Raw genomic sequence first — 12,363 nt, forward strand, 5'->3', positions numbered from 1 at the left:
TATCAGGCACCTCCTTTGGCGGGTTTGTTGGTGATGTAGACCCCGTCCTGGAAGACGCGGGTGTCCTTGCCGCTGACCTTCGTCAGCTGCTCGATGTCCGCCGCCGTCTGTCCGACATCCTCCTTGCTGGGGCCGGACAGGACGAGTTGCTCGTCGTCGACGGAGACCTCGGTGTCACCGTGGATAGTCGTTCGTCGCGGTGCCTTTTCGCCGAGGAAGTTCTCGATGACGACCTCGTCGCCCTCCACGCGGACCTGCATCGGGAAGTGAGAGTAGAAGACCTCCATCTCGTACTCCCAGCCCTCGGTCACACCGTGGATGGCGTTGGTGATGTGGCTCTCGAAGGTGCCGACGGTCGAATTCGTCTTCGCGTCCTCGGCACCGCTTTCGATTACCACCTGGTCGTCGTCAGTCTCGACGGTCACGTCGGGATACCAGAGACGCCGGGTTACGGCGCCTTCCGGACCCTCGACGGTGACGTCGAACCGATCGACCTCGACGGTTACGTTCTCGGGGATTTCCAGTTCGACTCGCATGATTAGTAGACGTATGCGATCACCTGGCCCCCAATACCCTTCTCGCGCGCCTCGTAGTGGCTCATGATGCCACTGCTCGTCGTAACGACGAGGGCACCGAAGTCCCGAGCGGGGAGATAGCGCTTCTCCCACTTCTCGAAGTCCTCGGAACCAACGGCGTAGCGGGGCTTGATGGGGCCGCACTCGTTGATCGCTCCTTTCAATTCGACCTCGAACTGACCGGCTTTGCCGTCGTCGACGTACTCGAAGCCGTCGATGTACCCGCGGTCGTAGAAGACCTCGAGTACGCTGCCAATCTCGTTCGAGGCGGGCGTTACCTCGTGGGTAAGATGACCCACGCTCTCGGCGTTGTCGAGTCCCGAGAGCGCGTTGCTGAGTGGATCGTTTCCGGTCATGTTATCGGTACTTCCTGAATCCCATGTCGCGGGCGATCTCGCGGAAGCACTGCCGGCAGAGGTTGATGTCGTACTTCCCGACAAGCCCCTGCTCGCGGCCACAGCGCTGACAGGACTCGATCTGTCCCGTTCGCTTCGCGGCGTGCTCGCCCGTGCGGTCGTTCTCTTCGGTTTCGCTTTCACTCATCGTCCGTGTCCTCCACGCTCACGTCGAAGTTCGCCTCGAGGAAGCCGATGGCGTCCTCGGGAGTCAGTCGGTGCTTCGACGGGATCGACCGGGTTGCCTTGTCGCGTTTGGCGATGCGGTAACCCGGACGCACCAGGTTAACGGTGACGTCTAGTCCGTAGATCCCGATGCTCGGATCGTACTCCTGGCTCGGGAAGTCGGTGTGCTCCTCGACGCCGAAGCTGAAGTTGCCCGTGTCGTCGAACTGGGCCGCCGACAGCTCCGTCAGCGGCAGCGACTTCTCGAGGAACTCGTAGGCGTCGTCGTCGCGGAGGGTCACCTTCGCGCCGATCGGATCGCCCTGCCGAATTCCGAAGTCGGGTTCGGTTCGCTTGGCCTGGGTCCGGACGCTGTCCTGACCCGTGACCTCCTCGATGATGTCCTCGGCTTTGCCGAGTTCGCGACCGCCCTGTCCGACGCCCATGTGGACGACGACCTTTTCGACGCGCGGTTCGCGCATCTCGTGGAACTCACCGGAGTCGGCTTCACTCATCGTCTTCACCCGTGAAGTTCTCGTCGATGACGACGACGTACTCTTCGACGGTTTCGAAGCCGCCGTCGTCAGTCGAAACGCCGACACTGTTCGAACCGCTGCCCGGCGTGATATCGATCGTGTCGATCTCGCCGACCTTGCCGCCGTGGTTGCCACGGACGGCCGTCACGAGTGCGCCTTCCTCGTAGGGGAAGTGCGCGACGACGGACTTGTCGTCGTTGTCGATGACGATCGAGTCCTTCGGTTCGTACTCGTCGTCGACGATGACGTTCGTGCCGTCGTGCAGCGTCAGTTGGGTGTCGCCACCCGACACTTGCTGCTTGTTCACGATCTTGCCGAGGCGGCTCTGGGCCGATTCCTCGTCGATCTCGGTCAGCGCGAGCCGACCGCCCTCGTCGGGGAAGACGCGGTAGTACTCGTCCCGCCCGGGGAACGCAACGATGTCGAACATGCCGATCGGGCGCTGTTCGTCGTTGATCGGAACCCCGTTGATGAGGATCGAGTCCTCCGAGAGGGCATACCGTGCTTCCTTCCGCGAGTCCACGTAGCCGAGCACGTCCCGCAGGAGGACGACGAGCGGCACGCCGTCTTCGCCGTGGGGACCGGCGTCGGCCTTGACCGTGAAGGTCTCGGTCTTTCGCTCGACCGGCCAGGACTTCGGTACCGAGAGTCGTTTCTGGTGTTTCGTCATTCGCTATCACCTTCGAGACGCGCCTCGCGACGCTCGTCCTCGAGATCGAGCTCCGTGATCCGGACGTTCGAGGGGTCGAGCGGCCGCGGCACTTCCTCGCCGTCGGCCGTCTCAACGGTCACGTCCTCGACGTGGACGGTTCCGTCCTCGAGGATCGCGCGCATGACCTCGCCTTCCTCGCCGGCGTGGTCGCCGCGCATGACCTCGACCGTGTCGCCCGCGTTGACGCGGGTTCGACGGGTGTCGTACTCCTCGCGGAGCTCGTCGGACAGCGTCGCGTGCAGCTGCTTCTGTCGCTCGTGCAGCGGCGCGTTTCGCGTCTGCGTTCGCTGTTTGTGTGGTTGTTCAGTCATATCTATACGATCATCGTCGCCGTACTGGCGATTGCTCCGAAGCGCTCTGCGACTTCGCGGGCGATCGGCCCCTTGATCTCCGTACCGCGGGGCTCCTCGTTCTCGTCGATGATGACCGCCGCGTTGTCCTCGAACTTGAGCCGCGTGCCGTCGGGCCGGCGGATCGATTTCCGCTGGCGGACGACGACGGCCTCGAGGACCTGTCGGCGCATCTCGGGGGTTCCCTTGGTGACCGAGACGGTCACTTTGTCACCGATTCCCGCCTTCGGCTGGCGGTTCTTGGTGCCGTGGTAGCCCGCGACGCTGATGACCTTCAGTTCACGCGCGCCGGTGTTGTCGGCACACGTGACCAGCGAGCCCTTCTTCAGGCCCTGCGTGACGTCGGCCTTCATCGCCTCCATCACTGATCACCCTCGTCTGCAGCCGCGGCGAGGTCCTCGTCGGAGAGCGCCGGCTCAGGCTCGGCCTGGCTCGTCAGCTCTGCGAGGTCCTCCGCGGTTGCTTCGTCGGTTACTTCGACGACCACGTGCGATTTCGTCTTCGACAGTGGTCGGGTCTCTGCGATCTTGACCGTGTCACCGACCGAGAGCGGCTCGAGCACGCCCGGTACGTGTGCCGGGATGCGCGAGCGTCGTTTCATGTGTCGGTCGTACTTCGGGACCGCCACATCGTACTCTCGCTCGACGACTACGGTCTTGTCCATGTCCGTCGAGACGACCGTCCCTTCGAGGATCTGCCCTCGAACGGAGAGTTCGCCGTAGAACGGACACTTCTCGTAGTCGTATTCCTCCGGGTTCTCTGGTTCCGGAGGGGTGTCAACGTCTAGTCCTATTGCCATGGTGAGTCACCATTCGTTTCCGTGCGTCGGGCGGGTCGTGAGAGCAGCCGCGATCCATCGACCGTAACGTAGGCTACATCCTCGCCAGCAGCGCGACGGTGATCCCGTGAGGGGACATCGTCGCGACAGCCGGCGGCCTCGCCGCCGGCTCGGTCCGCCGCGGACGAGGATCGATCCTCGGAATCCCCGGCGGGTTCAGTGTTGGCCAGTTTGGACGCAGTCCCCGACCCCTTCTCGGGTTCCCGGACCTCGTCCGGAAAGCCGTCGAGGGTCCCTCGACGGTCGTCGGCGGCGTCATCTGTGAGCGCGAACTCGAACGTCGAGCCCGATTTCGGCACCATCACGACCCGAGACTCGCCGTCGCGTCGAACCTCTATGGAGAGGGTCTTCGTCGTCTCGATGACGACGCGCCCTGCAAGCCCCACCCGCGAGGCGTCGTCGCTCTCGACGACGCGGACGGGGAGGCCGTTGAGTTCGTGTCGCGGCAGGGTCTCGGGTGTCAGTGCCATTGGTGTCGTTCTGTTATTCGGCGTCCGCTTCGACTTCGTCGTCGAGGTCGCCCTCTTCGCGCTGAATCGTCTTGATTCGCGCGATTGTACGACCCAACTCGCCGATACGGCCCGGGTTCTCCGGGGCCCCACCGGCCGCGAGAACGGACTTCGCGTTCAGCAGTTCCGTCTCGAGTTCCTCGAGTTCTTCCGCCCGCTCTGCGGGCGTCATATCGCGGATCTCCTCGACGTGGAGGATCGCCATCAGGCGTCACCTCCCTCGTCTGCGTCCTCGTCTTCCATCTCCTCGACGAGTTCCTCGGCCTCCGCTTCGACGTCTTCCTCGAGTTCCTCGAGTTCTTCCTCGACATCTTCGTCGCCGCCGGGGACCTCGACCTCGTCGAACTCCTCGTCGGCGTCGACCTCTTCCTCGATGACCTCCTCGACGACGTCCTCGTCGAGGTCGGTCTCGGTCTCGGCGTCGGCGACCTCTTCGGCCGCAGCCTCGGTCTCGGCATCCGCGTCGGCCTCCTCGGGTTCGCCCTCGAGGAGTTCCTCGACGCCCTCGGCCTCGTTGACTTCGACGGCGTCCGGAACGACTTCCTCCGGATCCATGTCTTCGCTGACCTCGAAGTCGTCGGGCAACTCGGCACCCGGCGGGATGATCTTCACGTCGACACCGATGGTGCCGAGTTTCATGACCGCGACGCCCTGGCCGTGGTCGACGACCTCCTCCGCGGGCTCGCCGTTGTGCTTGATGTAGCCGCGGTTGAACTTCTCGACACGCGATCGTGCGCCGGTGACCTTCCCGGACAGGACGATCTCCGCGCCGAGCGCGCCGGCTTCCATGATCCGGTCGATCGTCGTGTGACCGGCCTTCCGGAAGTACCAGCCGCGCTCGAGTGCGTTGGCCAGCCGGTCCGCGACGATCCGTGCGTTGAGGTCGGGTTCTTCGACCTCCTGGACGTCGATCTGGGGGTCCTCGAGGTTGAATCGATCCTCGAGAGCCGTCGTGACCTTCCGAATGTTCTCGCCGCCTTTGCCGATGACCATCCCCGGCTTCTCGGCCTTGAGGACGATCTGGGTTCCCATCGGCGTCTTGGCGACGTCCATACCACCGTAGCCCGCACGGCCGAGTTCTTCCTGGAAGAACTCGTCGATCTGGGACCGCTGCAGGCCGTTCTCGATGAATTGGTGTTCGTCAGCCATTAGCTATCACCTGCTTCGTCCTCGTCGACTTCTTCGACGACGATCTCGACGTCGACCTGCGGCGTGTTCCACGAGGAGGCACGCCCCATCGCGCGGGGCTTGCGGCCCACGGACTCGCCGACCTTGTGGGCGGCGACGTGGACGATTTCCATGGATTCGCCGTCGAAGCCCTGATGATCCGCGTTGGCTTCGACGTTCTCGAGCAGATCGAGGAACTCCTTGGAGACCTTCTCCGGGTACTTGCCGGCGTCCCAGCCGTCGATGTCGGAGCGGTGTCCGGCACCGGCGTTGTGAGACTTGAACGGCACCGACTGGGTCTCGTCGATTACGTCCTGAAGGTACGCCTGGGCCTCGGCGACGGTTCGGCCCTTGATCTCGCGTGCGACCTCCTTGCTGTGCTTGTTGCTCATATGACGCTCCCGAAGCATGGCTTTCGCCGTCGCGTCGGGATCGGCGTCGACTGAGTAGTTGATTCCCATACGTGGATCACTTCAGTGGGACGAACTTCGACGATCGGGTCGCGCCGATACCGGCCTGTCCGTGCTCGACCGAGGTCCGCGTCAGCTGGAACTCGCCGAGGTAGTGGCCGATCATTTCGGGTTCGACGCGAACGCGTTCGAACGCCTGTCCGTTGTAGACCTCGAAGGTCATTCCAACGAACGCCGGCAGGATCGGCATATCCCGCAGGTGCGTTCGAATCGGATCGTTCGCCGTCTCTTCTTCGCCCTTCTCGCGGGCCTCCTCGAGAAGCTTCTCCTTCTCGACGGAGAGACCGCGCTGGATACTTCGCCGCTGTCGTGCGGGGAGCAGTTCCACGACTTCGTCGAGCTCCATGTCCTGCAGCTCCTCGAGCGTGTGGCCGCGGTAGGTGAACTCACCTTCACGGCCGGTTCGGTACTCCTGACTCATTTGTTGCCACCTCGACCGGTGCTCCGGGAGGCGATGTCACCGACTTTCCGTCCCGGCGGGGCGTCCCGCGAGACGGACTTGGGTTTGCCGGGGTGTTGGCGGCCGCCGCCACCGAACGGGTGGTCGACGGCGTTCATCGCGACACCGCGGACACGAGGCCACTTGGTGCCCCGGGCCTTCATCTTGTGATACTTGTTACCTGCCTTGACCATCGGCTTCTCCGTTCGACCGCCACCGGCAACGACGCCGATGGTCGCTCGACACTGCGGGTCGAGGCGCTTGACCTCGCCGCTGGGAAGCTGGATGACCGCCGCGTTGCGGTCGTGGGTGATCAGGTCCGCGTTCGTCCCCGAGGCGCGGGCGAATCGGCCGCCGTCGCCCGGGTTCGACTCGACGTTACAGACCGGCACACCTTCGGGAATCTCCGCGAGCGGAAGCGTGTTGCCGGGCTTGATCTCGGCGGAGACGCCGACCTGCAGTTCCTCGCCGACGGTGATGCCTTCCGGTGCGAGGATCAGACGCTGGTCGCCGTCCTCGAACTCGACGGCGGCGATCGGCGCGGATCGGGCCGGGTCGTGTTCGATGTCGACGACCGTCCCGCGGACGATGTCGTCGTCCTCCTCTTTCTTGTGCTCGAGGTCCGCCTTGTATCGGTGCGACGGGGCACGGAACGTGGAGGTCCCGCGACCGCGTCGTTGTCCTTGAATGCGTCGTCCCATTCTCAGAACACCCCGATTCGCGAAGCGACTTCCTGTGCGTCGTCCTCCTCGGAGAGGCGGACGATGGCTTTCTTTTTGCCCTTCATCGTTACCTGTGTGTTGACGTTCCGGACCGAGATTTCGAACCGCTCCTCGACCTCGTCCCGGATTTCGGGCTTGGTCGCGTCCGTGTTGACGACGAACTGGAGTTTGTTCTCGAAGTCCATGTCGTTCATCGCCTTCTCGGTGACGAGGGGGTGTTCGATGACCGAGCTCATCGGTCAGCCACCTCCTCGAGCGCGCTTTCGGTCCAGACGGTGAGTCGTCCCGGCTGTGCGCCGGGCGCGAGATCCTCCGCGTTGACCTCAGCGGCCGTCGTCACGTCGGCACCGGCGAGGTTTCGAGCCGCACGGGACGGGCCGGTCTCGCTGGAGGTGACGAAGAGGATCGACGTCGGCGTCTTGTACTTGCGGCCACGGGCTTTCCCCTGACCGGAGCGGACGCTGCGACCCTCGTCGGCGCGTTCGATGTCGTCCGCGAGGCCGGCTGCCTCGAGGAAGTCGACGACCTCGCGGGTCTTCTGGAGGTCCTCGAACTCGTCGTCGACGACGACGGGAATCTCGGCGTCCTCGTCGAACTCGTGGCCACGCTCGGCGACGAGTTCGGCGTCGGTCGTCGCAGCGACGGCGCTGCGAACGGCCAGTTTCTTTGCTTTCGTGTTGATCGATGCGGACTGGTCCTTCTCGGCTTTCGGCGGGTGTGCCTTGCGTCCTTTGACGGCCTGGGGGACGCGCCGAGCGCGACCCTCCTGTCGTGGAACGTGGGCCATCCCGCGGCCGCTACCGAACGATTCGGCCGGCGTTCGAAGGCCGGCGAACTCGTCGGCACCGTAGTCCTGTTTTCGGTTTGCTTGGGCGGCGCGAACGGCACGAGCGATCAGGTCCGGGCGGTACTGGGTCTCGAAGACCGCCGGGAGCTCGATCGTGTCCGCGTCCGAGCCGTCCAGGTTTCGTACTGTTGCGTCCATATGTTATCCCTGGTTGGATGCGGTGGAGACGTAGCGCACCTCGGGATCGAGGCGCGGCTGGTCTCCGGGTCGGATCGCCGGGCGGAAGCGTACGAGACGCTGCTGTGGCCCGGGGAGCGAGCCCTTGATCAACGCGTGCGGGCCGTCGACTTCGCCGTAGTTGACGAAGCCGCCGTCGACCGTCGCGTCCGCGCCGTCGCCGATGTCGACGAGGCGCTTGTTCAGTTCCGTCCGCTGGTGGTAGCCGGTCTGCCCCTGCTGGGGGACCGTCGAGCGGACGCGGGACGGGTTCCAGGGGCCGAGGTTGCCGATGCGGCGACGCCAGCCCTGGCGGGCGTGTTTGCCCTTGCGCTTCTGGACGCCCCATCGCTTGACGGGGCCCTGCGTCCCTTTCCCTTTCGTGACGCCGCTTGCGTCGACGTACTCGCCGGCGCGGAACACGTCGTTCATGACGTGTTCGCCGCCGTCCTCGATGATCTCGAGGGCGAAGTCGACGCGGTCGCCGACGGAACCGCCGCCGACGCGCGTTTCCATCACGTCCGGTTTCTTCTTCGGAACCGAGGGGACGTCCCCCGGGACCGTGTGGGTGATGACGCGAACGTCGTCGACGCGACCCTCCTCCTGGAGGCCACGGAGCTCGTCCGTGGCGGCGTCGGTGTCGTACTCGTCACCGGGAAGGTCCAGGACGCGATCGAGTTCGGGAACGAACTCGTCGGTCCAGACCTCGGTTATCGGCTTCATACCGTACGGCGTGTCTTCGTACGCTCGCAGCGCGACGGCGCGCATCGGCGGCGTCTCCACGATCGTCACGGGGACGGTCTCTTCCATCCCTTCGGTCGGCGAGTTCGCTTTATCGTCGACCATGACGACGTGGGTCATGCCGGCCTTGTAGCCCGCGAAGCCCTGGAGCGTCGGCTGTCCGTCGTCGTCCGGCCACGAGTTGAAACGTGGGACCTCGCTGGTCGCACGCTGTCGTGGACCGAACCCGAGTGAGCCTTTGCGTGGTGTATTTGCTTGTGGCATTCTATCACTCTCTCAGTGAGAGGGGAGCGAGCGTCGCGAACAGAGCCTCCTCCGTTCGCACGACCTCGCTTCCCTGATCCGGAACCGTGTTTAGCCAGAGGTCGAACCCCGGATCGGCGGTGGGTTCGACTCCGTTATCGGCTGCGTCGTCCCGGTTGGACGACGGTTCGATCGCGTCGTCTTGTCCGGACGACGCTTCGATGGCCGATTCCTCGATTCCGAGGATAGCCGGCAGCCCTCTCTCGGGCGCGCCGAAGGCGACGGTCATCCCGTCGCGCTGGACGCGTCCGGCCAGCGTCTCGAGCCGTCCGACGGTGAGTTCATCACCGAATCGGGAGGCTGCAATGCGGACGCCGGCATCCTCACGGCCGAGTGCTGCCTGCAGGTCCGTTTGCTCGATCGAAAGCCCCGGGAGGGGCTCGTCGACGAGCTTCGCTCGGACCGGTCGTCGCGAAGAGATCCTGACGGTCACGCGCTCCCCCTCTTCGACCGCCATTTTCGGCGGTACGTTGAGGGAGATCGGGTGTTGCAGTCCGCAATTGACCCGGACGCGCCCTTCAGGTCCGACCTCGGTCACGATTCCTTGTCTTGACGACCCCGAACCGGTAGATTCGGAGCCGGTCTGTGACATGGCGCGGAGCGGCGGCAAGACGCCCGCGTACTCCAGTTCGTTCCGCATCCCCCATGCCTCGTTGCGGAGGTATGGGGGCGTTGCGGCGTACCGCAACACGGTTTGTACGAACCCGCCGTCGAACTGCCCGGTTTCCCCATCCCGATCGGGATAGACGACCAGGCGATCAGCCCGGAAGATCGTCGCCGCGCGGGCGACGTATCCGAGTTTACGAGTTGCCTCGCGTTTGTCTTCGGCTTCCCGGCTGAGCGACGACGGCACGAGTACGCTGACAGTCATGCCGATACGCTTCGGCGCCGCGTCACTAGACTGTAGCGATGTATTGCGGAGAGGGTCTTAAAAGAATAGCGGATTCGATTCCGGCTGTCAACGCCTCTCACCCACGAATTCGTGCCGAACGGACACACACTCACTCAAGGTGACTGATCACGATCGTCTCCGATCGATGTGGATGCTATTGCCGCTGTACGTCGTAGTTCGTCGGTCCGAAACTCGAAAACCGGCATGCTGCGGCATGCCGATGCCGGGTTGATTCGCAACCCTTATACATCTATCCGGCAGTAGGTATGAATGCAACAGGGCGCTGGTAGTGTAGTGGTATCACGTGACCTTGCCATGGTCACAACCTGGGTTCAAATCCCAGCCAGCGCACTTCTCCGACGATTACCCTAACCGAGCGCTGCGTATGCGCTTACTACCGTTTCGTCGTCTCTCAGTTTCTCGTCTCGGTGTATCCCAAACCGGCGGTCGAAGGTCGGCTATCGTCCGCCCGCCGTCACTTCGCCCGGAACGGTGGAAGTCGGCTCGTGAACGGGTACCACAGGGAGGCGCTCGTTCGAGGTTCGTTATATATAAATAGCGGTGGCACGACCGTTCTGATACACTCGAGACGGAGTGTCCGACGGCGCGGTGCTGATCGAGCGCGCTGGTAGTGTAGTGGTATCACGTGACCTTGCCATGGTCACAACCTGGGTTCAAATCCCAGCCAGCGCACTTCTCCGAAAACAAGTTCACGAGCCACTGCGATAGCGTGTCGCAAGGGGACGTGCAGGCAGTCAAACTGGGTTCGAGCGCGGACGGCGGAGCAGTGGCCCGTCCCCGACTGAATTCCTGTGAGCGAGGGTCCCCGGAACGGGACCGACGCGGTGTCCCTCGAGTCCGCGCTACTCGAGAGGAACGGTATCCGGCCCGTGCTCCGCTCCGCCACTTTCGTCGGCGAGGTCCCGAAGGGCGAGTTTCAGGTTTCGCTTGTTGGCCTTCCAGACGGCGTCGAAGGCGACGCCGAGGACGGGAACGGAACCGATGACGGTGTCGATGCCGATGTTCACGAGCATGCGAAGCAGCGTCGACTGGGAAACGCCCAGTCGGGCGGATTCGGCGGCGAGATACAGCGAGACGGCCGCTGCAGCGGCGTCGCCTGCCCCGGGAAGGATGCCGACGATCGGGTCGATACCGATCCTGCTGTCCGTGCCCGGCACGCGGAACCCCTCGTCGAGGGTGTGCGCGACGACGCGCATGCGCTTGATCGCCGCCTCATCGACCCTCGCGGGGAGGTCGTTCTCGAGCGCCTCGAATTCCGACCGAGTATTACGTCTCATATTATTTGATTTGGCGCGTGCGCGAATAAGCACGTGGGCGGCCGTAGCAAGCGGTCGACCGTTCGGTTCGCGCTGCCTCGAGACGAACCGGCCGAAAGCGTCGGCCAACGAGATGGAAACAGCTGATTTCGTCACAAAAGCCCGTGTTATTCCGACCGCCACCGACGGGATCGATCGTGATGGTCTTCGCAACGGGTGGTTGCCGGCCGAATTCACGGCAACCCTAATTTCACACATACTGTCTTTTTCCGGTGTCGAGTAGCTTTTATACCGCAAGTAACTACGATACAATACACGATTGAGCGATCAGACATAGCAATGCAGACTGAACTTACAACCGCGGACGGCACCGACGATCTCCAGTACGACCAGCCCAACGACCGCTACGTCTTCCACCACGATACCGACGGCACCGCGACGATTACGACGACGATCGTCCACGCACTCTCGTCGATCGCGGACACCGACGTCTCCCAGGGGGAGTTTTCCCTGTACGACAGCGTCGATCCGGACGCGCTCGACCGCATCTTCAGCAAGAAAGCCGACGGAACGGAACGAACGGGGGGGCACATCGCCTTCACCGCCCTGGAACACGAGGTGTACGTCTACGCGAACGGCGACGTCATCATCTACCCGCCCGCGGAGACGCCCGGAACGCCGACGACGAACTGACACCGCGTCAGTCACCTCCCGCACGCAGTCACCCTGATCGTTTTCCACCGACCGGTTCACGGCCCACGAGCGATGCGACCCGACGAACTGTGCGACCACCGTGGGGACCGCGGTCCGTATGAGACGGTTTTACGTCCTGTCGTCCCGCAACACTCACTATGACGGTCGTCGCACTACTGAGCGTGGCACCGGTAATCGAGGACAGCATGGCCGGCGAGGTCGCGAAGGCAGTCGAGGCGCTCGAGGGGTTCGACGTCTCCTACGAGACGAATCCGATGGGGACGGTGATCGAAGCCGAAACGACCGATGAACTCTTCGCGGCCGCGCAGGCGGCCCACGACGCCGTCGATGGTGATCGAGTGAGCACGGTCCTGAAGATCGACGACAAACGGACGCGAGACATCGACGCCTCGGAGAAGGTCACGGTCGTCGAAGAGCACCTCGGGCGGCCGGCCACCAATCGCGACGCCTAACCGCAGGTGCGGACGGACTCGCTGCTAGCCTCGCTGGGCGGTCGTCCGCGACGGGCGTGGTGGCGTCACCGACGGGGGCGTTCGAAGACGCGGGCCGTACCGT

The 12,363-nt window shown here is 63.9% G+C and carries 21 protein-coding genes and 2 tRNA genes; 4 read left to right on the forward strand and 19 right to left on the reverse strand.

The window, feature by feature from the left end:
• Positions 1 to 2 precede the first annotated feature (2 nt).
• The 18 genes from C487_RS10105 to C487_RS10190 are packed head-to-tail and all read right to left on the reverse strand — an operon-like array spanning position 3 to position 9,796.
• The gene (locus C487_RS10105) at positions 3 to 536 is read right to left on the reverse strand and encodes a 50S ribosomal protein L6 (protein ID WP_006185646.1); all 534 of its coding nucleotides are present in this window, start codon (positions 534 to 536) and stop codon (positions 3 to 5) included.
• A 2-nt stretch (positions 537 to 538) separates the two neighbouring features.
• Complete coding sequence (locus tag C487_RS10110) at positions 539 to 931, reverse strand: 30S ribosomal protein S8 (RefSeq protein WP_006185647.1); 393 nt, start codon at positions 929 to 931, stop codon at positions 539 to 541.
• 1 nt (position 932) lies between these two features.
• The gene (locus tag C487_RS10115; protein ID WP_006185648.1) at positions 933 to 1,118 is read right to left on the reverse strand and encodes a 30S ribosomal protein S14; all 186 of its coding nucleotides are present in this window, start codon (positions 1,116 to 1,118) and stop codon (positions 933 to 935) included.
• On the reverse strand, positions 1,111 to 1,650 hold the full coding sequence (locus C487_RS10120; protein WP_006185649.1) for a 50S ribosomal protein L5: 540 nt from the start codon (positions 1,648 to 1,650) through the stop codon (positions 1,111 to 1,113). Before C487_RS10120 ends, C487_RS10115 begins: the two co-directional genes overlap by 8 nt.
• Entirely contained in the window at positions 1,643 to 2,341 is a 699-nt protein-coding gene (locus C487_RS10125) for a 30S ribosomal protein S4e (protein WP_006185650.1), read from the reverse strand. The genes C487_RS10120 and C487_RS10125 overlap by 8 nt, the downstream gene beginning before the upstream one ends.
• Entirely contained in the window at positions 2,338 to 2,694 is a 357-nt protein-coding gene (rplX, locus tag C487_RS10130; protein WP_006185651.1) for a 50S ribosomal protein L24, read from the reverse strand. The genes C487_RS10125 and rplX overlap by 4 nt, the downstream gene beginning before the upstream one ends.
• A gap of 2 nt (positions 2,695 to 2,696) precedes the next feature.
• Positions 2,697 to 3,095, reverse strand: coding sequence for a 50S ribosomal protein L14 (locus C487_RS10135; RefSeq protein WP_006180012.1), 399 nt, complete (start codon positions 3,093 to 3,095; stop codon positions 2,697 to 2,699).
• Complete coding sequence (locus C487_RS10140) at positions 3,095 to 3,532, reverse strand: 30S ribosomal protein S17 (RefSeq protein ID WP_006185652.1); 438 nt, start codon at positions 3,530 to 3,532, stop codon at positions 3,095 to 3,097. The genes C487_RS10135 and C487_RS10140 overlap by 1 nt, the downstream gene beginning before the upstream one ends.
• On the reverse strand, positions 3,523 to 4,041 hold the full coding sequence (locus tag C487_RS10145) for a ribonuclease P protein component 1 (protein WP_006185653.1): 519 nt from the start codon (positions 4,039 to 4,041) through the stop codon (positions 3,523 to 3,525). Before C487_RS10145 ends, C487_RS10140 begins: the two co-directional genes overlap by 10 nt.
• Positions 4,042 to 4,054: 13 nt before the next feature.
• A complete protein-coding gene (gene rpmC / locus C487_RS10150; protein WP_006185654.1) occupies positions 4,055 to 4,285 on the reverse strand; it encodes a 50S ribosomal protein L29 in 231 nt (76 codons plus the stop codon).
• A complete protein-coding gene (locus C487_RS10155; RefSeq protein ID WP_006185655.1) occupies positions 4,285 to 5,229 on the reverse strand; it encodes a 30S ribosomal protein S3 in 945 nt (314 codons plus the stop codon). The genes rpmC and C487_RS10155 overlap by 1 nt, the downstream gene beginning before the upstream one ends.
• Positions 5,229 to 5,708, reverse strand: a complete 480-nt coding sequence (locus C487_RS10160; protein ID WP_006185656.1) for a 50S ribosomal protein L22 — start codon at positions 5,706 to 5,708, stop codon at positions 5,229 to 5,231. Before C487_RS10160 ends, C487_RS10155 begins: the two co-directional genes overlap by 1 nt.
• 7 nt (positions 5,709 to 5,715) lie before the next feature.
• Positions 5,716 to 6,138, reverse strand: a complete 423-nt coding sequence (locus C487_RS10165; RefSeq protein ID WP_006185657.1) for a 30S ribosomal protein S19 — start codon at positions 6,136 to 6,138, stop codon at positions 5,716 to 5,718.
• Positions 6,135 to 6,857, reverse strand: a complete 723-nt coding sequence (locus C487_RS10170) for a 50S ribosomal protein L2 (protein ID WP_006185658.1) — start codon at positions 6,855 to 6,857, stop codon at positions 6,135 to 6,137. The genes C487_RS10165 and C487_RS10170 overlap by 4 nt, the downstream gene beginning before the upstream one ends.
• Before the next feature lie 2 nt (positions 6,858 to 6,859).
• Positions 6,860 to 7,114 (reverse strand): 50S ribosomal protein L23, encoded by a 255-nt coding sequence (locus C487_RS10175; RefSeq protein WP_006185659.1) that lies wholly within the window; start codon positions 7,112 to 7,114, stop codon positions 6,860 to 6,862.
• On the reverse strand, positions 7,111 to 7,863 hold the full coding sequence (rpl4p, locus tag C487_RS10180; protein WP_006185660.1) for a 50S ribosomal protein L4: 753 nt from the start codon (positions 7,861 to 7,863) through the stop codon (positions 7,111 to 7,113). Before rpl4p ends, C487_RS10175 begins: the two co-directional genes overlap by 4 nt.
• Before the next feature lie 3 nt (positions 7,864 to 7,866).
• Complete coding sequence (locus C487_RS10185) at positions 7,867 to 8,886, reverse strand: 50S ribosomal protein L3 (RefSeq protein WP_006185661.1); 1,020 nt, start codon at positions 8,884 to 8,886, stop codon at positions 7,867 to 7,869.
• Between the two features lie 4 nt (positions 8,887 to 8,890).
• The gene (locus C487_RS10190) at positions 8,891 to 9,796 is read right to left on the reverse strand and encodes a putative RNA uridine N3 methyltransferase (RefSeq protein ID WP_006185662.1); all 906 of its coding nucleotides are present in this window, start codon (positions 9,794 to 9,796) and stop codon (positions 8,891 to 8,893) included.
• A gap of 301 nt (positions 9,797 to 10,097) precedes the next feature.
• Here C487_RS10190 and C487_RS10195 point away from each other — a divergent pair.
• Together C487_RS10195 and C487_RS10200 are read left to right on the forward strand one after the other, a co-directional pair.
• A tRNA-Gly gene (locus C487_RS10195) sits at positions 10,098 to 10,168 on the forward strand.
• Positions 10,169 to 10,439: 271 nt separating this feature from the next.
• Positions 10,440 to 10,510: transfer RNA gene (locus C487_RS10200), tRNA-Gly, on the forward strand.
• Between the two features lie 170 nt (positions 10,511 to 10,680).
• Here C487_RS10200 and C487_RS10205 read toward each other — a convergent pair.
• Complete coding sequence (locus C487_RS10205) at positions 10,681 to 11,115, reverse strand: DUF4112 domain-containing protein (RefSeq protein ID WP_006185663.1); 435 nt, start codon at positions 11,113 to 11,115, stop codon at positions 10,681 to 10,683.
• 318 nt (positions 11,116 to 11,433) lie between these two features.
• Here C487_RS10205 and C487_RS10210 point away from each other — a divergent pair, with 318 nt between their 5' ends.
• Both C487_RS10210 and C487_RS10215 read left to right on the forward strand, forming a co-directional pair.
• A complete protein-coding gene (locus tag C487_RS10210; protein WP_006185664.1) occupies positions 11,434 to 11,787 on the forward strand; it encodes a HalOD1 output domain-containing protein in 354 nt (117 codons plus the stop codon).
• Positions 11,788 to 11,945: 158 nt separating this feature from the next.
• On the forward strand, positions 11,946 to 12,260 hold the full coding sequence (locus C487_RS10215; protein ID WP_006185665.1) for an MTH1187 family thiamine-binding protein: 315 nt from the start codon (positions 11,946 to 11,948) through the stop codon (positions 12,258 to 12,260).
• Positions 12,261 to 12,363: the final 103 nt, after the last annotated feature.

It is taken from the genome of Natrinema pallidum DSM 3751, assembly GCF_000337615.1.
Classification (GTDB): domain Archaea; phylum Halobacteriota; class Halobacteria; order Halobacteriales; family Natrialbaceae; genus Natrinema; species Natrinema pallidum.